General features: G+C 67.3%; 22 protein-coding genes. 10 read left to right on the top strand and 12 right to left on the bottom strand.

Annotated elements, in window-relative coordinates; genetic code table 11:
- The first annotated feature begins 43 nt into the window (after positions 1-43).
- From ACFSQR_RS01445 to ACFSQR_RS01425, 5 genes are all read left to right on the top strand, one after another.
- Positions 44-520 (top strand): disulfide bond formation protein B, encoded by a 477-nt coding sequence (locus ACFSQR_RS01445; RefSeq protein WP_377727287.1) that lies wholly within the window; start codon positions 44-46, stop codon positions 518-520.
- Positions 517-1,335 carry a peptide chain release factor N(5)-glutamine methyltransferase gene (gene prmC / locus ACFSQR_RS01440; RefSeq protein WP_377727284.1) on the top strand — a complete coding sequence of 273 codons (819 nt, stop codon included), beginning with the start codon at positions 517-519 and terminating at the stop codon, positions 1,333-1,335. The genes ACFSQR_RS01445 and prmC overlap by 4 nt, the downstream gene beginning before the upstream one ends.
- 146 nt (positions 1,336-1,481) lie before the next feature.
- Positions 1,482-3,083: a glutamate--cysteine ligase gene (gshA, locus tag ACFSQR_RS01435; RefSeq protein ID WP_377727281.1), complete on the top strand. Its 1,602-nt coding sequence runs from the start codon at positions 1,482-1,484 to the stop codon at positions 3,081-3,083.
- Positions 3,084-3,095: 12 nt separating this feature from the next.
- The gene (locus ACFSQR_RS01430; RefSeq protein WP_377727278.1) at positions 3,096-4,139 is read left to right on the top strand and encodes a histone deacetylase family protein; all 1,044 of its coding nucleotides are present in this window, start codon (positions 3,096-3,098) and stop codon (positions 4,137-4,139) included.
- Positions 4,140-4,152: 13 nt separating this feature from the next.
- On the top strand, positions 4,153-4,638 hold the full coding sequence (locus ACFSQR_RS01425) for a GNAT family N-acetyltransferase (RefSeq protein ID WP_377727275.1): 486 nt from the start codon (positions 4,153-4,155) through the stop codon (positions 4,636-4,638).
- Positions 4,639-4,659: 21 nt separating this feature from the next.
- On the opposite strand, the gene ACFSQR_RS01420 is transcribed toward ACFSQR_RS01425, so the two are convergent.
- Together ACFSQR_RS01420 and ACFSQR_RS01415 are read right to left on the bottom strand one after the other, a co-directional pair.
- The gene (locus ACFSQR_RS01420) at positions 4,660-5,892 is read right to left on the bottom strand and encodes a sensor histidine kinase (RefSeq protein ID WP_377727273.1); all 1,233 of its coding nucleotides are present in this window, start codon (positions 5,890-5,892) and stop codon (positions 4,660-4,662) included.
- Positions 5,882-7,228, bottom strand: a complete 1,347-nt coding sequence (locus tag ACFSQR_RS01415; RefSeq protein WP_377727271.1) for a sigma-54-dependent transcriptional regulator — start codon at positions 7,226-7,228, stop codon at positions 5,882-5,884. The genes ACFSQR_RS01420 and ACFSQR_RS01415 overlap by 11 nt, the downstream gene beginning before the upstream one ends.
- A gap of 240 nt (positions 7,229-7,468) precedes the next feature.
- Between ACFSQR_RS01415 and ACFSQR_RS01410 the strand changes: the two genes are divergently transcribed.
- The 3 genes from ACFSQR_RS01410 to ACFSQR_RS01400 are packed head-to-tail and all read left to right on the top strand — an operon-like array spanning position 7,469 to position 11,867.
- Positions 7,469-8,749 carry an efflux RND transporter periplasmic adaptor subunit gene (locus ACFSQR_RS01410; protein ID WP_377727269.1) on the top strand — a complete coding sequence of 427 codons (1,281 nt, stop codon included), beginning with the start codon at positions 7,469-7,471 and terminating at the stop codon, positions 8,747-8,749.
- Positions 8,750-8,770: 21 nt separating this feature from the next.
- Positions 8,771-9,451 (top strand): ABC transporter ATP-binding protein, encoded by a 681-nt coding sequence (locus tag ACFSQR_RS01405; RefSeq protein WP_377727267.1) that lies wholly within the window; start codon positions 8,771-8,773, stop codon positions 9,449-9,451.
- A gap of 10 nt (positions 9,452-9,461) precedes the next feature.
- Positions 9,462-11,867 carry an ABC transporter permease gene (locus ACFSQR_RS01400; RefSeq protein ID WP_377727265.1) on the top strand — a complete coding sequence of 802 codons (2,406 nt, stop codon included), beginning with the start codon at positions 9,462-9,464 and terminating at the stop codon, positions 11,865-11,867.
- A gap of 284 nt (positions 11,868-12,151) precedes the next feature.
- On the opposite strand, the gene ACFSQR_RS01395 is transcribed toward ACFSQR_RS01400, so the two are convergent.
- Positions 12,152-12,613 (bottom strand): FKBP-type peptidyl-prolyl cis-trans isomerase, encoded by a 462-nt coding sequence (locus tag ACFSQR_RS01395; protein WP_377727262.1) that lies wholly within the window; start codon positions 12,611-12,613, stop codon positions 12,152-12,154.
- A 117-nt stretch (positions 12,614-12,730) separates the two neighbouring features.
- Positions 12,731-14,608, bottom strand: coding sequence for a potassium transporter Kup (locus tag ACFSQR_RS01390; protein ID WP_377727260.1), 1,878 nt, complete (start codon positions 14,606-14,608; stop codon positions 12,731-12,733).
- A gap of 181 nt (positions 14,609-14,789) precedes the next feature.
- On the opposite strand from ACFSQR_RS01390, the gene rarD reads away from it, so the two are divergent.
- Positions 14,790-15,656, top strand: coding sequence for an EamA family transporter RarD (rarD, locus tag ACFSQR_RS01385; protein ID WP_377727257.1), 867 nt, complete (start codon positions 14,790-14,792; stop codon positions 15,654-15,656).
- Positions 15,657-15,755: 99 nt separating this feature from the next.
- Positions 15,756-17,423 carry an energy-dependent translational throttle protein EttA gene (gene ettA, locus ACFSQR_RS01380; RefSeq protein WP_377727255.1) on the top strand — a complete coding sequence of 556 codons (1,668 nt, stop codon included), beginning with the start codon at positions 15,756-15,758 and terminating at the stop codon, positions 17,421-17,423.
- Positions 17,424-17,600: 177 nt separating this feature from the next.
- Here the strand turns inward: ettA and ACFSQR_RS01375 are convergent, their stop codons facing one another.
- The 8 genes from ACFSQR_RS01375 to ACFSQR_RS01340 form a co-directional block, all read right to left on the bottom strand.
- The gene (locus ACFSQR_RS01375) at positions 17,601-18,197 is read right to left on the bottom strand and encodes an outer membrane beta-barrel protein (protein ID WP_377727252.1); all 597 of its coding nucleotides are present in this window, start codon (positions 18,195-18,197) and stop codon (positions 17,601-17,603) included.
- A gap of 170 nt (positions 18,198-18,367) precedes the next feature.
- Positions 18,368-18,943: an alpha-ketoglutarate-dependent dioxygenase AlkB family protein gene (locus tag ACFSQR_RS01370; RefSeq protein WP_377727250.1), complete on the bottom strand. Its 576-nt coding sequence runs from the start codon at positions 18,941-18,943 to the stop codon at positions 18,368-18,370.
- 12 nt (positions 18,944-18,955) lie between these two features.
- Positions 18,956-19,318 carry a hypothetical protein gene (locus tag ACFSQR_RS01365; RefSeq protein WP_377727248.1) on the bottom strand — a complete coding sequence of 121 codons (363 nt, stop codon included), beginning with the start codon at positions 19,316-19,318 and terminating at the stop codon, positions 18,956-18,958.
- A gap of 81 nt (positions 19,319-19,399) precedes the next feature.
- Positions 19,400-20,275 carry a Rossmann-like and DUF2520 domain-containing protein gene (locus tag ACFSQR_RS01360; protein ID WP_377727245.1) on the bottom strand — a complete coding sequence of 292 codons (876 nt, stop codon included), beginning with the start codon at positions 20,273-20,275 and terminating at the stop codon, positions 19,400-19,402.
- Positions 20,275-20,853, bottom strand: coding sequence for a DUF924 family protein (locus ACFSQR_RS01355; protein WP_377727243.1), 579 nt, complete (start codon positions 20,851-20,853; stop codon positions 20,275-20,277). Before ACFSQR_RS01355 ends, ACFSQR_RS01360 begins: the two co-directional genes overlap by 1 nt.
- Before the next feature lie 8 nt (positions 20,854-20,861).
- Positions 20,862-21,611: an MgtC/SapB family protein gene (locus ACFSQR_RS01350; protein ID WP_377727239.1), complete on the bottom strand. Its 750-nt coding sequence runs from the start codon at positions 21,609-21,611 to the stop codon at positions 20,862-20,864.
- Between the two features lie 5 nt (positions 21,612-21,616).
- Complete coding sequence (locus ACFSQR_RS01345; protein ID WP_377727237.1) at positions 21,617-21,883, bottom strand: hypothetical protein; 267 nt, start codon at positions 21,881-21,883, stop codon at positions 21,617-21,619.
- Positions 21,883-23,700, bottom strand: coding sequence for an aminopeptidase P family protein (locus tag ACFSQR_RS01340; protein WP_377727235.1), 1,818 nt, complete (start codon positions 23,698-23,700; stop codon positions 21,883-21,885). Before ACFSQR_RS01340 ends, ACFSQR_RS01345 begins: the two co-directional genes overlap by 1 nt.
- Positions 23,701-23,833 lie beyond the last annotated feature (133 nt).

Below are 23,833 nucleotides of genomic sequence, written 5' to 3'. Positions count from 1 at the left end.
ACAATTCCCACTTCGACCCCCGACTCCTGAAAGCGACCGAAAGATGCCGAACACCCGCGCCCTGCTCCTCGCCATCGCCGCCACCTGCGCTGCCCTGGTCGGCTTTGCGCTGTACCTGCAGCACACCCTGTACATGGACCCGTGCCCGCTGTGCATCATCCAGCGCTACCTGTTCATCGGCATCGGCCTGTTCGCCCTGGCCGGCGGCCTGATGAAGAACCCCTTCCCCGGCGCGCTGCTGGCACTGGCGAGCGCCATCGGCGGCATCGGCGTGGTCGCGCGCCACCTCTGGGTGCTCGCCCATCCGGGCATGTCGTGCGGGATCGATCCGCTGCAAACCTCGCTCAACACGCTGCCGACCGCCACCCTGATGCCGTGGCTGTTCGCGGCCAATGGCCTGTGCGGCGATGTGGGCGATCCGGTGCTCGGCCTGCAGGTGCCGCAGTGGGCCGCCATCTGGTTCGTGATCCTGGCCGCGGTGCTGGTGGCGGTCGTGATGCGGGCGAGGCGCGCGCGATGAACCTCCAGGCGGGAACGACCCTGGCTGGCGCGCTGGCGCAGCTGCCGCTCGACCCGCTCGAGAACCGCATCCTGCTGTGCCACGCGCTGGGCATCACGCGCGTGGCCCTGATCACCCATCCCGAGCGCACGCTGGATGCCGACGAAGCGGCGCGGGTGAGCGCGCTCGCGCAGCGCCGTCTTGCCGGCGAGCCGATCGCCTACATCACTGGCGAGCGCGAGTTTTTCGGCCTCGACTTCCATGTCACCGATGCGGTGCTGATCCCGCGCCCGGATACCGAGCTGCTGGTCGAACTGGCGATCGAGCGCACCCCGCAGCAGGGGCGCGCACTGGACATGGGCACCGGCAGCGGCGCGATCGCGGTATCGCTGGCGCATGCGCGGCCCGACGCCGGCGTCACCGCCCTGGATGTGAGCGAGGCCGCGCTGGCCGTCGCGCGCAGGAACGCGGAGCGCAACCGGGCGCGCGTGCGCTTCCTGCACAGCGACTGGTTCTCGTCCCTGCACGGCGAGCAGTTCGACATCATCGTCTCCAACCCTCCGTACATCGCGTCCGGGGACGAGCACCTGTCCCAGGGCGACCTGCGCTTCGAGCCGCAGGGCGCGCTGACCGACCACGCCGACGGCCTGTCCGCGCTGCGCACGATCGCCGCGGGGGCGCCGGCCCACCTGGTGCGGGGCGGCTGGCTGCTGATGGAGCACGGCTACGACCAGGCGGCGCAGGTGCGCGGCCTGCTGGCCGACCAATACGAGGACGTGCAAAGCTGGCGCGACCTGGCCGGCATCGAACGCGTCACCGGCGGCCGGCTGCGCTAGCGCTGCGGGGGCGGTTCGCGGCGTTGCAACATGCGGCGCCCTGTCCCCTCCCGCGAATCCGGGTGCCTCCGGCGAAAAGCTGGAAATTCGGGTAACCTTTTGCAGAATTGCCAAGCCGGCGCCAAGATTTAGTTAAGGATCCATTTGTGTCAACGCAGAACCAATTGACCCGCAGGCTCGCCCTGCTGGGCGAGGAAGAACACCGTGCCCTGCTCGGGCAGGGCCTGCGCGGTATCGAGCGCGAAACCCTGCGTGTCGACGCCGCCGGCCACCTCGCCGCTACGCCGCATCCGGTCGCGGTGGGTTCGGCGCTGACGCATCCGCAGATCACCACCGACTACGCCGAGGCGCTGATGGAGTTCATCACGCCGGCCGAACACGACATCGCGACCACGCTGGCGCGCCTCGATTCGATCCACCGCTTCGTGTACCGCCGCCTGGACGGCGAGATGCTGTGGAGCCAGTCGATGCCCTGCGAACTGCCGCCGGAAGCCGATATCGAGATCGCCAACTACGGCAGCTCCAACATCGGCATGCTCAAGCACGTATACCGCCGCGGCCTCGCGCTGCGCTACGGGAAGGCGATGCAGTGCATCGCCGGCATCCACTACAACTACTCGCTGCCGGAAAAGCTGTGGCATGTGCTGCTGGCCAGCGACGGGGTGCCGGAAGAACGCCGCCGCCCGCTGCGCGACGTGCAGTCGGAGAGCTACATCGCCACGATCCGCAACTTCCGCCGCTACAGCTGGCTGCTGATGTACCTGTTCGGCGCTTCGCCGGTGCTGTCCAAAGGCTTCCTGCGCGACCGCCAGCACTCGCTGGAGCAGCTCACGCCCGATACCCTGTACCTGCCGTATGCGACCAGCCTGCGCATGAGCGACCTGGGTTACCAGAACGACGCCCAGGCCGGCCTGACCCCGCACGAGAATTCGCTGGAGAGCTACGTGCGCACCCTGATGGATGCGGTCAACCGGCCCTACGCCCCGTATGAGGCGCTGGGCACCAAGCGCGACGGCGAATGGATCCAGCTGAACACCAACGTGCTGCAGATCGAGAACGAGTACTACTCCACGATCCGCCCCAAGCGGGTGATCCGCACCGGCGAACGCCCGGTGCAGGCGTTGTGCAACCGCGGCGTGCAGTACATCGAAGTGCGCTGCATGGACATCGACCCGTTCGAGCCGGTCGGCATCTCGCTCGAGACCGGCCGCTTCCTCGACGTGTTCCTGCTGTTCTGTGTGCTGGACGAGAGCCCCGTGATCAGCGATGCGCAAAGCCGCGTGCACGCGCAGAATTTCGCGCGCACCGTCAAGGAAGGCCGCCGCCCGGGCCTGACGCTGACGCGCGAAGGCGAAGAGATCGGGCTGCGCCAGTGGGGCGAGGAGCTGATCGGGCGCCTGCGCCCGGTCGCGCTGCTGCTCGACGACGACCAGGAAGACGGCCCGCACCAGCAGGCGCTCGCCGCGCAGATGGCCAAGCTGGCGGACCCGGACAAGACCCCGTCCGCGCGCGTGCTGCGCGAAGTGAAGGAGGCCGGTTCCTTTGCCGCCTTCGGGCTGAAGCAGACGCGCCTGCACGCCGCGTACTTCCGCGATGGCGACCTGATGCCGGTCGAGGAAGAGGAGTTCGAAGCCATGGCCGCCCGGTCACTGGCCGACCAGCTCGACATCGAACGTTCGGACAATGTGCCGTTCGACGACTTCGTGGCGGCGTACAACTGCAGCCGCCTGTGCGGCGACCAGGAATAGTCAGCGGAGCCCATGCTCGCGTTCTATAACGAACACCACGCCCAGCACGCCGGCCGCCACGAGATGTTCCGCGGCGAGCTGGTGCCCTGCTTCGAGAAGCCCGAGCGCGCCGACATGGTGGCCGCCGAATTCTCGCGCCGCGGCCTGGGACGCATCGTCACGCCGCACGGCGTGCCCCTGGTATCGCTGGAACGCATCCACACGCCGCGCTACCTGCATTTCCTGCGCAACGCATGGAACGAATGGGTGGCGCTCGATCCTGCCAACGCGGGCAAGGACGCATTCCCGTCCGTGTGGCCGGTGCGCACCCTGCGCGACGATATCGAGCCGGCCAATTTCGCCGCCCGCATGGGCCTGTATTCGATGGACAGCGGCACGCCGCTGACCGCAGGCACCTGGGTGGCCGCGAAGACCGGCGCCGACTGCGCGGTGAATGCGGCGCATGCGCTGCGGCGGGGCGAGCGCAGCACCTTCGCGCTCACGCGCCCGCCCGGCCACCACGCGGGCGCCGACTTCTTCGGCGGCTACTGCTTCCTGAACAATGCGGCGCTGGCTGCCCAGCACCTGCTGGACGATGGCCTCGAGCGTGTCGCCATCCTGGACATCGACTACCACCACGGCAACGGCACCCAGAGCATCTTCTATCACCGTCGCGACGTGCTGTTTACGTCGATCCACGGCGACCCGAAGGTGGAATACCCCTTCTTCCTGGGCCATGCCGACGAAACCGGGACGGGCGCGGGACTCGGCTTCAATATGAACCTTCCGCTGCCGCACGGCGCCAGCGCGAACGACTGGTTCATGGCGCTGGAATCGGCATGCGTGAAGATCGCCTCGTACGCGCCGCAGGCGCTGGTGGTGTCGCTGGGCGTGGACATCTTCAGCGGCGATCCGCTGTCGAAGTTCGCGGTGGCCAGCAGCGACTTCCTGCGCATCGGCGAACGCATCTCCTACCTCGGCCTGCCGACCGTCTTCGTGATGGAAGGCGGCTACGCGGTGTCCGAACTCGGCATCAATGTGGTCAACGTGCTCGAAGGCTTCGAGACGGCGGCCTGACAAGGAAAAGCAAGTGAACGTGGAATGGCAGTTCTCGCCCTTTGGCGAATTATCGGTGCATGACGTGTACGAGATGCTGGCGCTGCGCCAGCAGGTGTTCGTGATCGAGCAGCAGTGCATCTACAACGACTTCGACGGCTACGACCAGGATGCGCACCACCTGCTCGGCTGGGTGGAAGTGGACGGCAAGCGCGTGCTGGGCGCGACCTTGCGCGTGCTCGCGCCGGGCAAGAAGTATGCGGAAGCGTCGATCGGCCGTGTCGTCAGTGCGCCGGTGGTGCGCGGTTCCGGCATCGGGCGCGAGCTGTTCGGGCGCGGCGTCGCCCATGCGCAGCAGCTGTACCCGGACCACGATATCCGCATCGGCGCGCAAGCCTACCTGGAACAGTTCTACGCCAGCTTCGGCTTCCGCTCGATCGCGCCTTTCATCGAGGACGACATCCCTCATATCGAAATGCTGCGTGCCCGGGGACCGTCCCCTTTGACCGGCCAGGTGTAGGGCTCGCAGCCCCGCCGCTGGTCAGAAAGTAATGATGAAGCGCGCCCCCGGGCCCACAGGCTTCGCGTAGCGCACCGTGCCGCCGTTGGCATGCACCAGCTGGCGCACCATCGCCAGCCCGATTCCCTTGCCCTGGCGCTTGGTGCTGACGAACGGGGTGAACATGCGCTGCACCAGTTCGTCCGGCACGCCCTCCCCGTTATCGGCCACCTCGATCCGCAGCCTTCCGCCGCGCGCCAGCCGTGCGCGCACCTGCGCTTCCGGCCGCTCCACGTTGACGCAGGCTTCCAGCGCATTCTTGAGCAGGTTGATGAGGGCCTGCTCCAGCTGTCCCGGGTCGGCCATGAGCTCCAGCGTGCCCGGTTCGGCCGAGAACGACACGCTGCCGCCGCGCGCCTCCCAGCCCGGCGCCATCAATGCGGACACGCGTGCAAACACGTCCGCGATACGCACCAGTTCCGGGCGGGCTTCCGGCAGGTTGGACAGGCTGCGGTAGCTGCCGACGAAGGCCACGAGGCTGTCGGCGCGGCGGCCGATCGCATCGAGCGCAATGGCCAGGTCGCCGGTCATCTCCGCCGGCACGTGCGGGCGCAGGTCGTCGACCAGCTCGCGCGCGGTGTGCGACAGCGACGCCACCGGCGTCAGCGAATTCATGATCTCGTGGGTGAGCACGTGCACCAGCTGCTGCCAGGCGTTGAACGCTTCCGCTTCCAGCTCGCTTTCGACCGGCATCAGCGCGACCAGGCGCGTGCTGACCCCACGCAGCGTGAGCGTGGACACTGCCGCGAGCGCGCGCTCGTTGCCGCGTTCGGTCTGGAACGTCACCAGCTTGCGCGAATCGACGCTGAGCGCGCGCAGCTGCTCGTACAGCGCCGCGGGATCGGTCGCGCGTCCGGGCGCGACCAGCCGGCGCGCGTTGGCGTTCACCGGCGTCACGACGGCTTCGGTTCTTTTCTGCTCGATACGGTAGATCGCGATGGGTGCGAATTCCAGCCGGGCTTCGAGCGCCATCGCACTGTCGATCAGAGCCTGCTGGTCCGCAGTGAGCGCCACCACTTCCGGAGGAAGCTCGCGGTTCGGTTCGTGCAGCCTGCGCAGCTGCCGCCAGGCAGCGGCCAGCAGCGCCAGCCAAAAGGCGCCGTACAGCGCCAGCTTGCGCGGCGAATCGAGCGAGGCGCCCATCGCCAGGCCCAGCGCGCCCATGCCGGCCGCGCAGGCGGCGATGCGCACCCTGGTGCGCAGTTCAGAGTCCATGCTTCCCGAGCTTGCGGTACAGCGCGGCGCGCGACAGGCCGAGCATGCGTGCGGCGTGGCTGATGTTGCCGTTGGCCTTGGCCAGCGCGGCCGCGATGGTGTCGCGCTCGCGCGCATCCAGCCGCAGGTCGGCATCGCCGCCATCGCCGCGCGCCGCAGCAGCCGGCGCCGGCGCACTGCCCGGCAGGCCGAAGTCGGCGTATTCGTACTCGGCGCCCGCGGCGAGGATCGTGGCGCGCTCGCAGGAGTGGCGCAGCGCGCGCACGTTGCCGGTCCAGGCGTTGGCGTGCAGCGCCGCCAGGGCCGGGCCGGCAATCGCGCGCGGCTGCTTGCCGTACTGCGCTTCGTAGTGCCGCAGGTAGTGCAGCAGCAGCGGCTCGATGTCCTCGCGCCGCTCGCGCAGCGGCGGCACCCGCAGCACGATGGTGTTCAAGCGGAACAGCAGGTCGGGCCGGAACACGGCCGGGTCGAACAGGCGCTCCTCATCGACGTTGGTGGCGCTGACGATGCGCACGTCGATCGGCTCGGGGCGGTCGGCGCCGATCGGCGTGACTTCGCGCCGCTCCAGCGCGGTCAGCAGCTTGGCCTGCGCGCCGATCGGCATGTTGCCGATCTCGTCGAGGAACAGCGTGCCGCCGCGCGCAGCCTGGAAGCGTCCGGCACGCGACTCCTTCGCATCGGTGAAAGCGCCCCTGCGGTGGCCGAACAACTCGCTCTCCACCGTCGATTCGGGCAGCGCGCCCATGTCGACAGCCGTGAACTGGTTCGCCGAGCGCTGCGAGGCCAGGTGCAGCGCGCGCGCCACCAGCTCCTTGCCCACGCCGTTCTCTCCCAGCACCAGCACGTTCGCTTCGGTCGGGCCGACGCTGGCGATCATCGCCTTCAGCTCGCGCATCGCCTTCGATTCGCCCATCAGGGCAGCGGTCGCCGAGGCGGAAGGCACCGGCGCGCGCCGCGCCAGGGCACTGGCCACGGCGGCGGCAAGGCGCGCGTTGTCCCACGGCTTGGTGATGAAATCGCTGGCGCCGCGCTTGAGCGCTTCCACAGCGAGCGGCACGTCGGCATACGCCGTCAGCGCGATCACGGCGGGAGGATTGGGCAGTGCGCGCAGGCGGCCCAGCACCGCCAGCCCTTCGTGCCCGTCGATGCGCCCGGGCGTGAAGTTCAGGTCCAGCAGCACCACGTCCGGCACCGACTGCGCCAGGTAGGCGCCCAGCGGGCAGGGACCATCGATGGTGTCCACGCGCGCGTGGCGCCGCCGCAGCAGCAGTTGGGCCGCGCAGGCGACGTCGGCGTCGTCGTCGATGATCAGGATGGAAGCGGCGTGGTCGGCCATCGGGCTCGCAGCGTTGGTTGAGCGTGGAAAGGTCGCGCCATTCTAGCAGCGGCGATATCGATATGACAGCTGTCCGGATTCGCACAGCGCCAACTGTCCGGATCCGGACACCTGGCCGCGCAACGTGTCCGCCCGCAGGGGAAAACTGGCTGGCACGGCACTTGCAATAGAGACAGCGGGACCGGACCATGTGGCCCTGCCCCGGACTTCGATGAATCAACCGATTTGGAAAACAAGAATATGGATCGCATACCCTCCCACCTGACCAGCGGCTCCGCGATGGACAGCGTGGTGCCCAAGAAGCGCGGCAGGCTCGCGCTGCGGATCGGCGCCGGCGCCGCCGCGGTGGCCGCCTTCGCCGCCGCCATCTGGTACTTCATGCCGAGCGGCCTGGCTGTCGACATGAAGGACGTGCGCATCGCCAGCGTCGAGAAAGGCACCTTCCTCGACGAGATCGTGGTGCGCGCCAACGCCGAACCCCTGCATTCAGTGGTGCTCGATTCGGTCGAGTCGGGCCGCGTCGACGAAGTGCTCGCCCGCGACGGCCAGCTGGTGGAAAAAGGCCAGATGCTGTTCCGCCTGTCGAATCCGCAGCGCCACCTGGAGCTGCTGGCGCGCCAGGCCGAGCACGCGCAGCAGATTTCCAACCTGTCCAACCTGCGCGTGGCGCAGGAGGCCAGCAACACCGAGCACCAGCGCCGCCTGGCCGACCTCGAATTCGCGCTGGAGCAGGCCGAAAAGCAGCACGCCCGCAACGTGCGCCTGTCCGCACAGGGCTTCATCTCCGCCGTGGCGCTGGAGGAGTCGAGCGACAGGCTGGCGCAGCAGCGCCGCCAGCTCGAGCAGCACCGCCGCAGCGCGGACCTGGAGCTCAAGGTCAAGCACACCGCGGTCGCGCAGATGGAAACCGCGATCGACGGGCTGAACTCGGGCCTCAGGCTGGTCGAGGCCACGGTGGACGCGCTGGCCGTGCGCGCGCCCATCGCGGGCAAGCTGACGGGCTTCCGCCTGCAGGTCGGCGAGACCGTGCGGCCCGACCAGCGCATCGGCCGCATCGACGATCCGACCCGCTTCAAGCTGGTGGCGCAGGTCGACGAGTTCTACCTGAACCGCCTGGCGGTCGGCCACAAGGGCCGCGTCACCCACGGCGGCGCCACTTTCCCGGTCAGCGTGTCGAGCATCTTCCCGCAGATTACCGAGGGCCGCTTCACGATCGAGCTGGTGTTCGCCAAGGGCCAGCCGGAAGTGCTGTCGCCCGGCCAGAGCATGGATGTGCAGCTGACGCTGGGGCAGCCCGCGTCCGCGCTGATCCTGCCGAACGGCGCGTTCGTCAACGATTCGGGCGGCGCCTGGGTGTTCGCGCTGGGCCGCAACGGCCGCGCCGAGCGCCAGCCGGTGCGCATCGGAAGGCGCAGCAGCAGCCAGGTCGAGGTGCTGTCCGGCCTGTCGGCCGGCGACAAGGTCATCGTTTCAAGCTATGCGGGATTTGGCAAGGCCGAACGCCTGCAACTATCGAATTAACCCAAGAGAGGAAAAACCACCATGTTAAAACTTAACGGCGTCAGCAAGGTTCACCAGGCCGGCGAAGTTCAGACCCGCGCGCTGGACGGGATCGACATCGAGATCGATGCGGGCGAGTACGTCGCCATCACCGGCCCATCCGGCTGCGGCAAGTCCACCCTGCTCTCGCTGCTCGGACTGCTCGACGTGCCGACCCAGGGCGACTACTTCTTCGAAGGCCAGAACGTCGCCGGCTGGAGCGAAACCAAACTGAATGAGCTGCGCCGCGGCCGCATCGGCTTCATCTTCCAGAGCTTCAACCTGATCGAGGAGCTGTCGGTATTCGAGAACGTCGAACTGGCGCTCGAGTACACGGCGATGGGCAAGGCGGAGCGGCGCGAGCGCGTCACCGCCATGCTCACCCGCCTGGGCATCGCACACCGCGCCGGCCACCGTCCGTCGCAGCTGTCCGGCGGCCAGCAGCAGCGCGTGGCGATCGCGCGCGCGCTGGTAGCGGGTCCCGCCGTCCTGCTGGCCGACGAGCCGACCGGTAACCTGGACACCGCGCACGGCGACGAAGTGATGCGCCTCCTGCGCACCATCAACGCCGAAGGCACCACCGTGGTGATGGTCACCCACTCGCCGGCGCACGCCGCGCAGGCATCGCGCACCCTGCACCTGCTCGACGGCCGCGTGGTGGTCGATGCCTTGCAGGCCGCCTGAGAGGACTGACATGATTACTCGTGATTTCCGCATCGGCTGGCGCCTGCTGTTCCAGGAAAAGGCCTACTCCGCGGTGGTGGTGCTGGGCCTGGCGATCGGCATTGCCGTGTGCTTCCTGCTGCTCGGCCTCGTGCACCATTCGTTCTCGTACAACAGCCACATCCCCGAAAACGACAAGGTCTTCATCGTCAAGCAGCGCTGGAACACGGCCGGCAACAACGGCCACTGGGGCGATTCCCTCAGCCTGCCCGCGCGCGACGCGATCGTGGGCAGCGGCGTGCCCCTGCTGGCATCTACCTTCATTAGCCGCGACGTCGACGTGCGCATCGGCGCCAACGTCCAGACCATCAAGATCAGCGTGGTCGACCCGGCCTTCCGCCAGATCTTCCAGCCTGAAGTGCTGTCGGGCGACCTGGCCACCGCGCTGGCGCGGCCGGATACGCTCGCGCTGACGCGGGAGACCGCAATCAAGCTGTTCGGCGCCGCCGACGCCACCGGCAAGACGCTGCACATCGCCGGCAAGCCCTACCTGGTGTCGGCGGTGCTGGCCGATCCGCCCTCGGCGACCACGCTGCCTTACACCGCGCTGGCCGGCATCAGCACCGCGATCTGGGATGCCGAATACCGCCAGCTGGTGACCACCAACTGGGGTTCGTCGCACGGCCCGACGTTTGTGAAGATCAACGACCGCACGCAGCTGCCGGCGGTGGGCGAGGCGATCCGCCGCGCGATGATCGATTCGCCGTTCTACAAGCGTTTTTCGCCCGACCAGGTGGCCTCGCTGAACGGCCGCGACATGCTCAACTTCGAGTTCGGCCCGATCACCGACGCCTACCTCGACCCGACCATCGACGCGCGCGACAAGACCCACGGGGACCGCAAGACGGTGCTCGGCCTTGCCGCCGTGGCCATCCTGATCCTGCTGCTGGCCGCGACTAACTACGTCAACCTGGCCACGGTGCGCACACTGCGCCGCCAGCGCGAGATCGCGGTGCGCAAGGTGCTGGGCGCCAGCGCCGGCACGGTGAGCCGCCAGTTCCTGGTCGAGTCGATCGTCGTGTGCCTGGTGGCGACCGTGCTGGGTGTGTTCATCGCCTGGCTGGTGCTGCCGGTGTTCACCGACCTGGTGCAGCGGGAGCTGGACCAGCTGTTCACGCCCGTGCCGGTCTTGCTGGCCGTCGTCACCGGCGTGATGCTCGGCCTGGCCGCGGGTTCGTATCCGACCTGGTCGGCGCTGAAGGTACGTCCGACCGCTGCCCTGTCCGGCCGCGGCAACGCCGAAACCGTCGGCGGCCTGTGGCTGCGCCGCGTGCTGACCGTGATGCAGTTCGCCACCGCGATGGGCCTGACCGGCCTGACGCTGGCGGTCGCATGGCAGACCCACTATGCCAGCACGCTCCATCCCGGATTCGATCCCGAACCCCTGCTGATCGTCAGGGCCCCGGACGACATGCGCAATGCCAACGTGCGCGCATTCCGTGACGCGCTGGCGCGCATCGAGAACACGCGGGGCGTGGCGGTCACCGATGCGCCGGTGACGATCAACTTCAACAGCACCTCTGTCCGGCGCGAAGGTGGATCGGCAACCGAAATGAACTACCTGCTGGTCAGCCCGGAGTTCTTCGATGTGTACGGGATCAAGCCGCTGGTCGGACGCTTGTATTCGCCGTCGCACGACAAGCTGGAGGACGAAGGGAAGCTCGTCCTCAACGAGGCGGGCATCCTCAAGCTGGGCTTCGCCAGCGCGCAGGATGCGGCCGGCAAGTACGTGCGCTTCCCGTTCGACGAATCCAAGCCGAACCAGATCGTCGGGGTCGCGCCGGATATCCGCCACCGCAGCGCGCGCGACCCGATGCAACCGACCATGTACTTCCTGAGCGATCGCACGGGCGTGTTCACGGTGCGGACGAACGGCGATACGGTTGCCGTACAGCGCCAGATCGAACAGCTGTGGGAACGATTCTTCCCGAACGCGGTGCCGGACATCAAGCGCATGTCGCTGCTGTTCGGCGCCAACTATGAAGACGACCTGCGCCTGGCCAAGCTGCTGGCGGCGTCCTCGGTGATCGCGATTGCGATCGCGGCGTTCGGCATCTACGTGCTGGCGGCCTACAGCGTGCAGCGCAAGTCGCGCGAGATCGTGCTGCGCAAGCTGTACGGCGCCAGCGGTACGGCGATCGGCAAGCTGGTAGTGCGCGAGTTCGCGGCGCTGATCGGGATTGGCGCGGCGATCGGGCTGCCGGTGGCCTACCTGGCGACCGAGCGCTACCTGGCCGCGTTCAGCGAGCGCGCGCCGGTGGGCTTGTGGACGGTCGGGTTCGCGCTGGCGGTGGCAGCGCTGGTGGCGTTGTGCTCGACGCTGCGGCACACGTTCACGGCGATGCGGCTCGCGCCCGTGCTGGCGTTGCGCGACTAAGGCGGTCCGGGGGACTGTCCCGGCAAGGGACCGTCCCCTGTTCTTTGGCGCGATCCGCCGGATGCCGATGTGGCGGGTGGCGGATTTGGCCATAAATGGTGCGATTCCGCCAGATCCGCCTGAAAGTCCCGATGGGACAGTCCCCTTCCCTGGCGGATTCCGCCATAAATGGGGCGATTCCGCCAAATCGGGATATAGATCGGGGGACGGCCCGCGTCGGAACAGTCCCCCCGGAAAGCAAAAAGGGCCGGCATTTGCCGGCCCTTCTCCTTTGAATCAACCGATCAGTTGATCTTGGTGTCACTCACTTGCAGCAGTTCGATGTCGAACACCAGGCCGGCGTTCGGCGGGATCATCGGACCGTTGCCGCCCGCGCCGTAGGCCAGGTTCGACGGGATGATCACGGTGCGCTTGCCGCCCACCTTCATGCCGGTGACGCCCTGGTCAAAGCCCGGGATCACTTCGTTCGCGCCCAGCTTGAACGGGAAGGTGCCGGTGTCGAACTGGGTGCCCTTCTTGTTGGTCGCAGGCTGGTTGTACAGCCAGCCGGTGTAGGTCACCTTGACCCACTTGCCTGCCACCGCTTCAGTGCCCGTTCCAACCGTGGTGTCGGTCTTGGTCAGGGCGGTCGGGTTGCCGGCGTAGGTCAGGACGACCGGCGGTGCCGAGTTGTCCGAACCGCCGCAGGCGGCCAGCGAAGTGAGGGCGACGAACGCAGCAACGATAAGCGGAAACTTGGTTTTCATGAATAAGTTACTCGGCAGATATTAATAGAGCCGAAAGTGTAACAAGGTAATGCCGGGCTGAACACTGCCCGGCTGTCGGAAAATTGTCGCGTTTGTTTCGACTTGTATCACCAATTGTCAGATCTCGACCTGCGTGCCCAGCTCGATCACCCGGTTCGGCGGGATCTGGTAGTAGTCGGCCGCGGCCCGCGCATTGCGCGACATGGTCACGAACAGATGCTCGCGCCACGCGGACATGCCCTGGCCCGGGGTCGAGATCACGGTCTGGCGCGCGATGAAGAACGAGGTCTCCATCATCTCGAACGGCAGGCCATGTTCGCCGCACTGCTGCAGCACGGCCGGGATATCGGGTTCGTCCTTGAAGCCGTAGTTCACGTTGACTTGGTAGCACTCGTGCCCCAGCGGCGTGACCGTCAGCCGGTCCTCGTAGGCGACGTACGGCTGCTCCAGCATGTGCACGGTCAGGAACACGACCCGCTCGTGCAGCACCTTGTTGTGCGACAGGTTGTGCAGCAGCGCGTGCGGCACACCGTCCGACTCGCCGCGCAGGAACAGGGCGGTACCGTACACGCGCGCTGGCGGCGCGACGAACAGCGATTCGAGGAAGGCTTCCAGCGGGATCGCGTGCTTCTGCAGGTTGGCGAACACCAGCTCGCGCCCGGTGCGCCAGGTCAGCATCACGGTGAACAGGATCACGCCCAGCAGCAGCGGGAACCAGCCACCGTGGAACAGCTTGAGCGCCGTGGACGAGAACAGCAGCACGTCCATCACGAAGAAGAAGCCGGTCGCGCCAAAGCACAGCAGCAGCGGCAGGTGCCAGCGGTAGCGCGTCACGAAGAAGGTGAGGATGGTGGTCGCCGACATGGTCGCGGTGACCGCGATGCCGTAGGCGGCAGCCAGGTCGTCGGACGAGCCGAAGCTGATCACCGCCAGCAGCACCACCGACAGCTGCAGCCAGTTCACCATCGGGATGTAGATCTGGCCCATCTCGCTGGCCGAGGTGTGCAGGATGCGCATGCGCGGCAGCAGCCCAAGCGCGATCGCCTGCTTGGTCATCGAGAAGGTGCCCGAGATGGTGGCCTGCGAGGCAATCACCGCGGCCATCGTGGACAGGATCACCAGCGGATAGGTGGCCCAGCTGCCCAGCTGGTGGAAGAACGGGTTGTCCACCGCCGACGGGTCCGAGATCAGCAGCGCGCCCTGGCCGAAATAGTTGATGATCAGCGATGGCGCGACGATCAGGAACCAGGCGCCGCGGATCGGCTTCTTTCCGAAGTGGCCCATGTCGGCGTACAGCGCCTCGGCGCCGGTGATCGCCAGCACCACCGCGCCCAGCGCGACGAAGCCGATGAAGCCGTTGTCCACCACGAAGTGGTAGGCGTAATAGGGATTGACCGCCGCCATGATCTGCGGCGCGGCCATCACGTTGATAATGCCCATCACGGCCAGCGCCAGGAACCACACCACCATGATCGGCCCGAAGTAGCGTCCGATGCCGGCGGTGCCGCGGCTTTGCAGCATGTACAGCGCGATCAGCACCACCGCCGCGATCGGGACCACATAGGCATGCAGCGCCGGCGCAGCCACCTCCAGGCCCTCGATCGCGCCGAGCACCGAGATGGCCGGCGTGATCACGCTGTCGCCGTAGAACATGGTGGCGCCGAACACGCCGACGAACAGCAGCGGCAGGTGCCACTTCGATTGCGGCGTGACCGAATTGAGCGCCAGCGCCATGAGCGCCATGATGCCGCCCTCGCCGCGGTTATCGGCGCGCAGCACCAGCGTGACGTACTTGAGCGTGACGATCAGGAGCAGGGCCCAGAAGATCAGCGAGATGATGCCCAGCAGGTTGGCCTGGGTCAGGGGAAGCCCGTGCTCGGAATGGAATACCGCGCGCAGGGTGTACAGGGGACTGGTGCCGATGTCGCCGTAGACGATGCCGATGGCGGCCAGCGTCAGCGCGGCGATGCCGCTTTTATTATGGTCCGTGCTCAAATTTTCACCTTCGGTGCGAATGACAGGCGCGTGATGCCCCTGTCAATATCCGACAAACCGCTATCTTACACCGCAGGGCTTTTATTGCTGTATCGTCACCATGCCGGCGGTGGCCCCATCAGCAGGAAAGCGCGGTTTGGCCGATAATGTCGCGTTCCGCAGCCCGCATCTCCCCTCCCCCATGAATTCTGGTGTCACCTACGCAGCCCTCGCTTTCCTCAGCTGGGGCCTGTTCCCTTTGTATTTCCGCGCCATCTCGGAGGTGCCGCCCGCGCAGATCCTGGTGCACCGCATGGTCTGGTCGCTGGTCTTCCTGGCCGTGGTGCTGGCCGTGCGCCGCCAGTGGAAGTGGCTGCCGCAGCTGCTCGCCAGCCGGCGCGCGGTCGCGGCCTTTGTCGCCAGCGCGCTGCTGCTGTCGGCCAACTGGCTGGTGTACATCTGGGCGGTCAACAACCACCATGTGGTGGAAGCGAGCCTGGGCTACTTCATCAATCCGCTGGTGAACATCATGCTGGGCTACTTCTTCCTGCACGAGCGGCTGCGCCGCGGACAGTGGGCCGCGATCGCGCTGGCGGCGGCGGGCGTGGCCTGGCTCACCTGGCAGGCGGGGAACATGCCCTGGATTGCGCTGGCACTGGCGTTCTCGTTCGGCGCCTATGGCCTGATGCGCAAGACCGCGCCGCTCGGCGCGCTGGAAGGACTGTCGTTCGAAACCATGGTGCTGTTCCCGTTCGCGCTCGCCTACCTGGGGTGGCTCACGCTCACCGGCGACAACGCCTTTGCCGCCGCCTCCGGCGACACCCGCTGGCTGCTGGTGGCGCTCGGCCCGCTGACGGCGGTGCCCCTGCTGCTGTTCGCGGCCGGCGCGCGCCGCATCCCGATGTCGGTGCTGGGCCTGCTGCAGTACATCTCGCCGTCGATCCAGTTCCTGCTCGGCGTGCTGCTGTTCCAGGAGGCGTTCAGCGCGGCCCGCCTGGTCGGGTTCCTGATGATCTGGGGCGCGCTCGCGCTGTATGCCGCCGAAGGGCTGTGGAAGCGTTCGGGCTGAGGTAGCGCCGCGCGGCGCCCGCGTGAAATGGCGGCGAAAGGCCATGGCATGCCCGTCTTACTGTATCCTGTCGAGCTTCTGTTCTAACCGAGATTTTTAATGGCAAATTACGTCTACACCATGAACCGCGTGGGCAAAATCGTTCCGCCCAAACGCCAGATTCTGAAAGACATTTCGCTCTCGTTCTTCCCCGGCGCCAAGATCGGCGTGCTGGGCCTGAACGGTTCCGGCAAGTCCACCCTGCTCAAGATCATGGCGGGCATCGACACCGACATCCAGGGCGAAGCGCGCCCGATGCCGGGCCTGAACATCGGCTACCTGCCGCAGGAACCGCAGCTGGACCCGGAAAAGACCGTGCGCCAGGAAGTGGAATCGGGCCTGGGCGAAGCGTTCGAGGCGCAGGCCAAGCTGGAAGCGGTGTACGCGGCCTATGCCGAGGAAGACGCCGACTTCGACGCGCTCGCCAAGGAGCAGGAGCGCCTGGAGTCGATCATCGCCGCCTCCGACGGCGGCAACCTGAACCTGCAGATGGAAATGGCCGCCGACGCGCTGCGCCTGCCGCCGTGGGACGCCAAGATCGGCGTGCTGTCCGGCGGCGAGAAGCGCCGCGTGGCGCTGTGCAAGCTGCTGCTGTCCAAGCCGGACATGCTGCTGCTCGACGAGCCGACCAACCACCTGGACGCCGAATCGGTCGACTGGCTGGAGCAGTTCCTGCTGCGCTTCCCGGGCACCGTGGTGGGCATCACCCACGACCGCTACTTCCTCGATAACGCGGCCGAGTGGATCCTGGAACTGGACCGCGGCCACGGCATTCCCTGGAAGGGCAACTATAGCTCCTGGCTGGACCAGAAGCAGGCGCGCCTGAAGCAGGAAGAAGCGAGCGAATCGGCACGCCAGAAGGCGCTGGCCAAGGAACTGGAGTGGGCGCGCCAGAACCCGAAGGCACGCCAGGCCAAGTCGAAGGCACGCCTTGCGCGCTTTAACGAACTGTCCGAATACGAATACCAGAAGCGCAACGAGACCCAGGAGATCTTCATCCCTGTGGCCGAACGCCTGGGCAACGAAGTCATCGAGTTCAAGAACGTCTCGAAGGCCTTCGGCGACCGCCTGCTGATCGACAACCTGTCGTTCACGGTGCCGCCGGGTGCGATCGTCGGCATCATCGGCCCGAACGGCGCCGGTAAATCGACCCTGTTCCGCATGATCACCGGCAAGGAGCAGCCGGATTCGGGCGAAGTGGTGATCGGCCAGACCGCCAAGGTGTCGATGGTCGACCAGTCGCGCGACAACCTGTCGGACGGCAAGACCGTGTTCGAAGACGTCACCGGCGGCGCCGACATGCTGCAGGTCGGCCGCTTCGAGATGCCATCGCGCGCCTACCTGGGCCGCTTCAACTTCAAGGGCTCGGACCAGCAGAAGATGGTCGGCAACCTGTCCGGCGGTGAACGCGGCCGCCTGCACCTGGCCAAGACGCTGCTGATGGGCGGCAACGTCCTGCTGCTGGACGAACCGTCCAACGACCTGGACGTGGAAACCCTGCGCGCGCTGGAAGATGCGCTGCTGGAATTCGCGGGCAGCGTGATGGTGATCTCCCACGACCGCTGGTTCCTCGACCGTATTGCGACGCACATCCTGGCGTTCGAAGGCAACTCGCAGGTCACCTTCTTCGACGGCAACTACCAGGAATACGAAGCCGACAAGAAGAAGCGCCTGGGGGAAGAAGGCGCCAAGCCAAAGCGCATCCGCTACAAGCCCCTGAGCCACTAATCAGGGTTGGCCGGAGTTGGGGCGAGTTGGGCCAGGATCGGCACAGTTCGCCCCCAATCAGGCGGGAATCGCAATGAACGCCGCCAAACCGTCGGGATAAAGGCAGTTCGCCGCAAATAGGCACAGTTAACGTAAAAAGGGCCCATCAGGGCCCTTTTTGCTACAGACGGACTGGCTTCAGAAGCGGTAGTTGGCGTTAATGCTCCACACGTTCGGCTTCGGCCCGAAGCCCTTGCTGCTGCCATAACGCTCATACTCCAGCGACACGCCCATGCGCTGGCTGACGCGCCATTCCGCGCCCACCGCGCCGTAGCCTTCGGTCTTGTCCTCATCGCGGAACAGGTTCGCGCCCGAGCCGAAGCCGGTCTGTTCCCACTTCGTGCGCGTGATGCCCAGCTTGCCATACAGCGCCCACTGCTCGCTGATCGGCGCGATGGCCTTGCCTGCCAGGTACCACGCCTGTGCCTTGGAGGTCACGCTGCCGGGCACGTTGCTGATGGTGTAGTTCACCGTGGCCTCGCGGAAGTCCGTATAGCCCAGCTCGGCACCGAAGGTTTCATCGAACTGCAGGCCGACGAAGGCCTTGCCCGAGGATTTCCAGCCATCGCCGGTCTTGCCGACGGCGCCCGGCATGTGCGTTTCGCGGTCGGAGTTGGCGACGCCGAGGCCGACGTACGGGCTCTGGCTCTTCCAAAACGGATGCATTTGCGCCTGCGCGTGCGCAGCGCCGAAGGTGGCTGCGCCTGCCAGCACAGTGAGGAGAATCTTTTTCATGTTGAATCCTTTTCCTGTTACGTTGTTCTGGATGCAATTTCCACCAAATTGCGAAGGTGCTCACGATATCATCGTCAAAATGACAAGTCCAACGGCGATCTTCGTGAAGATGTAAGGATTTGTAAATAACTGACCCTTAAGTCAGCAGTAAGATCGCCGACATTGCTGGCTTATGCGAGGATGTTGCGGAAAGTTAGGTTCAGCCGTGGGCCCATCGGTCGCGCGGACTTGTTGATGCCGTGCTGCCAGCAGCGCTGGGTCGGCCCGCGCATCACCAGCAGGCTGCCGCTTGCCAGCGCCAGCTTGTGCGTCTCGCGGCTGGCCTTGTGGCGCAGGATGAAGGCGCGCTCCTCGCCAAAGCTCACCGATGCGATGACCGGATCCGGTCCCAGTTCCGGCTCGTCGTCGCTGTGCATTCCCATGCTGTCGCGGCCGTCGCGGTACAGGTTCAGCAGCACGCTGTTGAACTGCGCGCCACTGGCCGCCTCGACCGCCTGCCTGATTTCCAGCAATAGCGGTGTCCACGGAAGCGGTTCGAGGGTCAGTCCGGAGTAGGTATAAGGCATGTCGCCATGCCACGCCGTCAGGCGCGGCTGCAGGTGGCGCTTGCCGAACACGGTGACCGTCTCCGCGCGCCACGCCGTGTCGGCGATCAGGCGTTGCAGCACCTGGCCGGGCGGCCAGGGCAAGGGCAACTGTGCAAGGTAGTCCAGCTCCGCGTCGGGCAGTGCGATCCGCTCCAGCATGCCCGGGCTTGCTCAGGCGTATGCTTCTGCCAGCGACATGACGCGCGGGGTGATGGCGATGCCGATCGAGCGGAAAATTTCCTCGAGCGCGCGCAGGTTCGCCTCGCATTCCTCCGTCTTCCAGCCCTTGAACAGGTCGGTGCCGTCCTTCTGGAAGTGCAGGTCGAGCACCTTGCCGCGGTCCTTGTGCGTATAGCTCTGGCGGTAGGTGTTCTGGAAGCCGAGCCCTGCCAGCGCGGCCAGTACCTCGCGCGGCGGATTGTCGGGATCGGTGGCAATGAAGACGCCGAAGGTCTTGCCTGGCGGCTTGGCAGCAATGTCGACATCGTAGATGCCGGGTGCCCGGGTAACGCTGGTACTCTTGAGGAACAGCATATTGTCTCCTCGGCCCCGCTGGATGCGCTGTGCCGCTGGTTTTCCGTGGCGAGACTATTTTTTGGGTGTAATCCGCGAAGCTTATTGTGCTTTTGGAACTTTGTCGAATGATTTATGCAAAGTTGCGTCTGCGGCGCCACGGCCGCGCGCCGCCAGCAGCGCCGTGGCGCGGGCCAGCGCCGCATACAGCTCGCCGGTGGGCGCGTCCCACGCGTCCAGCGCGCGCTGCTGGCGCGCCACCGTGTCCATGTCGCCGCGCGCGATCGGCCCGGTCAGCGCGGCCGGCCCGCCGAGGCGCAGCACATTGTCCAGCGCCTCGGCTGCGAGCGGCGCGGCCAGCTGGCGCGCGGACAGCTCGTCGATGCCTGCCGCGCGGTACGCCGCGAGCGCCGCATCCACCACCGTGACGAGATAGTTGGAGGCGAAGACCGACGCGGCATGGTAGACCGCCTTGGCCGCGGGATCGATGCGCACCAGCTGCGCGCCGGCCGCGCCGAACGCCGCTTCCAGCAGCTCCAGCGCGGGCGCGTCGCCTTCGATCCCGCACCAGGTCCCGCCGAAGCTGCGCGCCACCTGCTCCGGGTCGGCGAAGCTGCGCACCGGATGCACGGAGGCAACAAAGGCGCCGGCCGCGCGCGCCGGCTCCAGCTCCGCGGCCGCCTTGGCGCCGCTGCAGTGGAACACCACCGCGCCCGCCAGCGGGACGTCCAGCGCCAGCGCCGCGGCGGCCGGCCCGATCTGGTCGTCCGACACGGCCAGCATGTACACGTCGGCCACCCGCATCGGCTGGCCCGGGGCAAGCGCGGTCCCGCCGCCGATGAAGCCCGCCGCCTGCTGCGCGCTGGCGAGCGAGCGGGTGCGGATATCGCCGAGCATGAAGATGCCCGCATGCGTGAACACCTTGCCGAGCGCGCGCGCGACGCGCCCGCCGCCGATGATCGCCAGCTGCTGCGGCATCAGAACCCCGATCCCGGCAGCGACATGTAGGCCAGTTCTTCCTCGGTCGAGGTGCGCCCCAGGATCGGGTTACGGTGCGGGAAGCGGCCGAAGCGCGCAATCACGCCGCGGTGGCGGTGCGCATAGTCGAGCACCAGGTCGAAGCCCGGATGCTCGCGCGCCAGCGCCTCGAACAGGCGCACCGATTTTTCCTGCATCGCCGCGTCCTCGGTGTGCTCGTAGGGCATGTAGGCGAACATGCGCTCGGCCGGGACCAGCTGCATGTCCTCGCCGCTCGCCACCAGTTGCTGCGCGGCGCCGATCGCCAGCACGTCGCCCTGGAAGGCGGCTGCCGTGTCGCGCCAGGCGTTGCGGGTGAACTGGTCCAGCACCAGGATGCGGGCCAGCTTGCCGCGCGGTCCCAGCGCATCCCAGTCACGCAGGCCGCCGTTCACGGCGCGCTCGATCAGCGGCTCGAAGCGCGCGCGGATCTCGGCATCGAACGCCGGGTCCTTGCCGAACCATTCGGGACGCTGGCTGCCGTAGACCGCGCTGTCCTGCGGCCCGAACCAGAAATCGAGTACGTCTTGCGCTTGCATGCTGGCTCCTAGTTGCGTGCGTGGCTGAGCTGGAAACTGTCGATGCCCTCGAAGGCGTTCAGCTCCGCCGCCAGTTCCGAGATGCGCGCCCCGCTGCGCTGCGAGCGTTCGAGCGCCACGAAGCGCCACTCCTGGCGTCCGTGCTCGCTGGAGATCGACAGCGAGCCGCCGGCGATCTGGTAGCCGCGATCGCGCGCGATCTCGCGCAGCCCATCTTCGCGCGGAACGAAGCCCGGCTTGAAGCGCATCGTGATCGCCACCGCGTGGCGCGAAGGCAGGAACGATTCGACCCGCGACAGGTACACCATCACGCCCGCGCACATCAGCGCCAGGAAGATCGCGGACATGTAGAAGCCGACGCCCACCAGCACGCCCGTCACGGACGAGGCCCAGATCGAGGCCGCCGTGGTCAGTCCGCTGATGGTGAAGCCTTCGCGCATGATCATGCCGGCGCCGAGGAAGCCGACCCCGGTGACGATGCCCTGGATCACGCGGGTCGGGTCGACCGCCGCCATGTAGACGCTGTTATGGCTGCCGTACCACGACTCCGGATAGCCCGAGATCACGGTCAGCGCGCACGATGCCATGCAGACCAGGCCGTAGGTGCGCATGCCGGCCGCGCGGCCGTGGTAGGAGCGCTCGTAGCCGACCAGCAGTCCGAGGGCCAGCGCGCCGGCCAGGTTCAGCACGATCAGCGCATTGGTCGCCAGCTCGGGGCCGCTCCAGTAGGCCAGCAGCGATTCATAAGGGGGGAACATGGCCTTCATTCGGGTGACTTTTTCTTGACCAGCTGTTTTTCGAATGCGGCATCGAGCTTGCTCACGCGCCGCTCCTTTTGCGGACCCAGCTTGTTCACGAAGGCCACGAAATCGTCCAGCTCGAGCGGCGCGCACAGCGGCGGCGCGCCCGGCGCCTCGCTCAGGAAGAAGTGCCCGTCGCCGGTGCGCGCCATCGAATAGCCGGGATTGCCGGTGCGCTCCTTGAGCCGCTCGACGGCGGTGCTGGCGCGGGTGGACCGTGCGCCCGCCATCAGATCGCCTCCGTGCGCGCATGCAGCCACGCGCGCGCCGCACCCGACACATGCGGCGTCAGGCGCTGGCGCACCATGGTGTGGTAGTCGTTGAGCCAGGCGCAGTCGTGGGCGGTCATCACCGAGCGGTCCAGGCAGCGCGTGTCGATCGGGCACAGCGTCAGCGTCTCGAAACGCAGGAACTCGCCGAACTCGGTGGTCCCGGCCGGCACGGCCAGCGACAGGTTTTCGATGCGGATGCCCCAGCGTCCGGGGCGGTAGATGCCTGGCTCGATCGAGGTGATCATCCCCGGCTCCATGGCGGTATGCGGCTCCGGCATGGTGGACGGCGAGATCGACTGCGGTCCCTCGTGCACATTGAGGAAGTAGCCGACGCCGTGGCCGGTGCCGTGGCCGTAATCCGCGCCATGCGCCCAGATCGGCGCGCGCGCCAGCGCATCGAGCAGCGGCGAACGGGTCCCGCGCGGGAACTGCGCCGAGGACAGCGCGATCAGGCCCTTGAGCACCAGCGTGTAGTCGCGCATCTGGGCCGGGCTCGGCGCGCCCACCGCCACCACGCGCGTGATATCGGTGGTGCCGCCGTGGTACTGGCCGCCCGAATCGATCAGCAGCAGCCCGTCGCCTTCGATCACCGCATGCGACGACTGCTTGGCGCGGTAATGCATCACGGCGCCGTTGGCATTGAAGCCGGCGATGGTGCCGAAGCTTGGCGACACGAATCCCGGCCGGCGCGCGCGCGCGGCCGTGATGTGGGTGTCGATGTCCAGCTCCGTCAGCGGCGCGCGGCCGCGGTCGGCCAGCAGCGGTTCCAGCCAGGCAAAGAACTCGCACAGCGCGGCGCCGTCCTGCTCCATGGTGGCGCGCACGTGGATCGCTTCCTGCTCCGTCTTGCGCGACTTGGCCAGCGTGGTCGGGTTGATCTCCTCGACCACCCGGACCCCGTCCGGCAGCGCCGCGCGCATCCCGGCCGTGACGCGGCGCGGATCGAGCAGCACGACCGCACCGGGGTCCAGCGCGGCCAGCGCGGCCTCGGCATCCTGGTAGGGCGCGAGCGCGACCTGATCCACGCGCAGCCGCGCCTCGCACTGCGCGTCCACCTTGCCCGGCGCAACGAACAGGGTCGCATCCTGCAGCGTCACCAGCGCATGCGCCAGGAACACCGGGTTGTAGCTGACGTCGCTGCCGCGCAGGTTGAACAGGTAGGCGATGTCGTCCAGCGTGGAGAGGAAGTGGTGGGTCGCGCCGGCGCGCTGCATCTGCGCGCGCAGGGCGGCCAGCTTGTCCGCACGCGCCAGGCGGCAATAGGGTTCAACGTGTTCGGTGACCGCTTCCAGCGGCAGCGCGGGGCGCCCGCTCCAGACCTCGTCCAGCAGGTCCGCGTCCATGCGCAGGCCGATGCCGCGCGCCTCCAGCGCCGAGGCCAACGCGCGCGCCGTGGCCAGGCCCAGTACCCGCGCGTCCACCGCCACCGTCGCTCCCGGCGGCAAGGTGTCGGCCAGCCAGTCGATCCACAGCAGGCTGGCGCCGGACGGGATCTTCATCAGCCGCGTGGCGCCGCCGGCCAGTTCGGCCTCGGCCTGCTCCCAGTAGCGCGCATCGGTCCACACGCCGGCCGCATCCTGCGTGGCGATGAAGGTGCCGACCGAGCCGGTAAAGCCGGACAGCCACTCCCTGCCCTTCCAGCGCTGCGGCAGGTATTCGGACAGGTGCGGGTCGGACGACGGCACCACGAGCGCATCGACGCCATGGGTGCGCATGGCCTCGCGCACTGCTGCGAGCCGCGCCGCCCGGTCGGTCAGTTCCTGTTGGGATGGCATGAATGAAGTGTCGTTTGTTCCATTTATGGCAATCATACCCCGAGCGGGCCGGCGGATGCGCCCGGGCGTGCCGGCCTGCGCCATGGCGGCGGCCTTCCGGCGGGTTGTAGCAAAAACCCAACTGTCCTGCCGA

The sequence above is a fragment of the Pseudoduganella sp. GCM10020061 genome (genome assembly GCF_042683405.1).
In the GTDB taxonomy this organism is placed as follows: domain Bacteria; phylum Pseudomonadota; class Gammaproteobacteria; order Burkholderiales; family Burkholderiaceae_D; genus Telluria.
Note: the sequence above shows the minus strand (reverse complement) of the source record. Positions and strands in the feature narration are given on the sequence as shown.

Coding starts and splice junctions, on each gene's coding strand:
- ACFSQR_RS01445 (WP_377727287.1), top strand. CDS start 44: ATGCCGAACACCCGCGCCCTGCTCCTCGCCATCGCCGCCACCTGCGCT.
- prmC (WP_377727284.1), top strand. CDS start 517: ATGAACCTCCAGGCGGGAACGACCCTGGCTGGCGCGCTGGCGCAGCTG.
- ACFSQR_RS01430 (WP_377727278.1), top strand. CDS start 3,096: ATGCTCGCGTTCTATAACGAACACCACGCCCAGCACGCCGGCCGCCAC.
- ACFSQR_RS01420 (WP_377727273.1), bottom strand. CDS start 5,892: ATGGACTCTGAACTGCGCACCAGGGTGCGCATCGCCGCCTGCGCGGCC.
- ACFSQR_RS01415 (WP_377727271.1), bottom strand. CDS start 7,228: ATGGCCGACCACGCCGCTTCCATCCTGATCATCGACGACGACGCCGAC.
- ACFSQR_RS01410 (WP_377727269.1), top strand. CDS start 7,469: ATGGATCGCATACCCTCCCACCTGACCAGCGGCTCCGCGATGGACAGC.
- ACFSQR_RS01405 (WP_377727267.1), top strand. CDS start 8,771: ATGTTAAAACTTAACGGCGTCAGCAAGGTTCACCAGGCCGGCGAAGTT.
- ACFSQR_RS01400 (WP_377727265.1), top strand. CDS start 9,462: ATGATTACTCGTGATTTCCGCATCGGCTGGCGCCTGCTGTTCCAGGAA.
- ACFSQR_RS01395 (WP_377727262.1), bottom strand. CDS start 12,613: ATGAAAACCAAGTTTCCGCTTATCGTTGCTGCGTTCGTCGCCCTCACT.
- rarD (WP_377727257.1), top strand. CDS start 14,790: ATGAATTCTGGTGTCACCTACGCAGCCCTCGCTTTCCTCAGCTGGGGC.
- ettA (WP_377727255.1), top strand. CDS start 15,756: ATGGCAAATTACGTCTACACCATGAACCGCGTGGGCAAAATCGTTCCG.
- ACFSQR_RS01375 (WP_377727252.1), bottom strand. CDS start 18,197: ATGAAAAAGATTCTCCTCACTGTGCTGGCAGGCGCAGCCACCTTCGGC.
- ACFSQR_RS01370 (WP_377727250.1), bottom strand. CDS start 18,943: ATGCTGGAGCGGATCGCACTGCCCGACGCGGAGCTGGACTACCTTGCA.
- ACFSQR_RS01365 (WP_377727248.1), bottom strand. CDS start 19,318: ATGCTGTTCCTCAAGAGTACCAGCGTTACCCGGGCACCCGGCATCTAC.
- ACFSQR_RS01360 (WP_377727245.1), bottom strand. CDS start 20,275: ATGCCGCAGCAGCTGGCGATCATCGGCGGCGGGCGCGTCGCGCGCGCG.
- ACFSQR_RS01355 (WP_377727243.1), bottom strand. CDS start 20,853: ATGCAAGCGCAAGACGTACTCGATTTCTGGTTCGGGCCGCAGGACAGC.
- ACFSQR_RS01350 (WP_377727239.1), bottom strand. CDS start 21,611: ATGTTCCCCCCTTATGAATCGCTGCTGGCCTACTGGAGCGGCCCCGAG.
- ACFSQR_RS01345 (WP_377727237.1), bottom strand. CDS start 21,883: ATGGCGGGCGCACGGTCCACCCGCGCCAGCACCGCCGTCGAGCGGCTC.
- ACFSQR_RS01340 (WP_377727235.1), bottom strand. CDS start 23,700: ATGCCATCCCAACAGGAACTGACCGACCGGGCGGCGCGGCTCGCAGCA.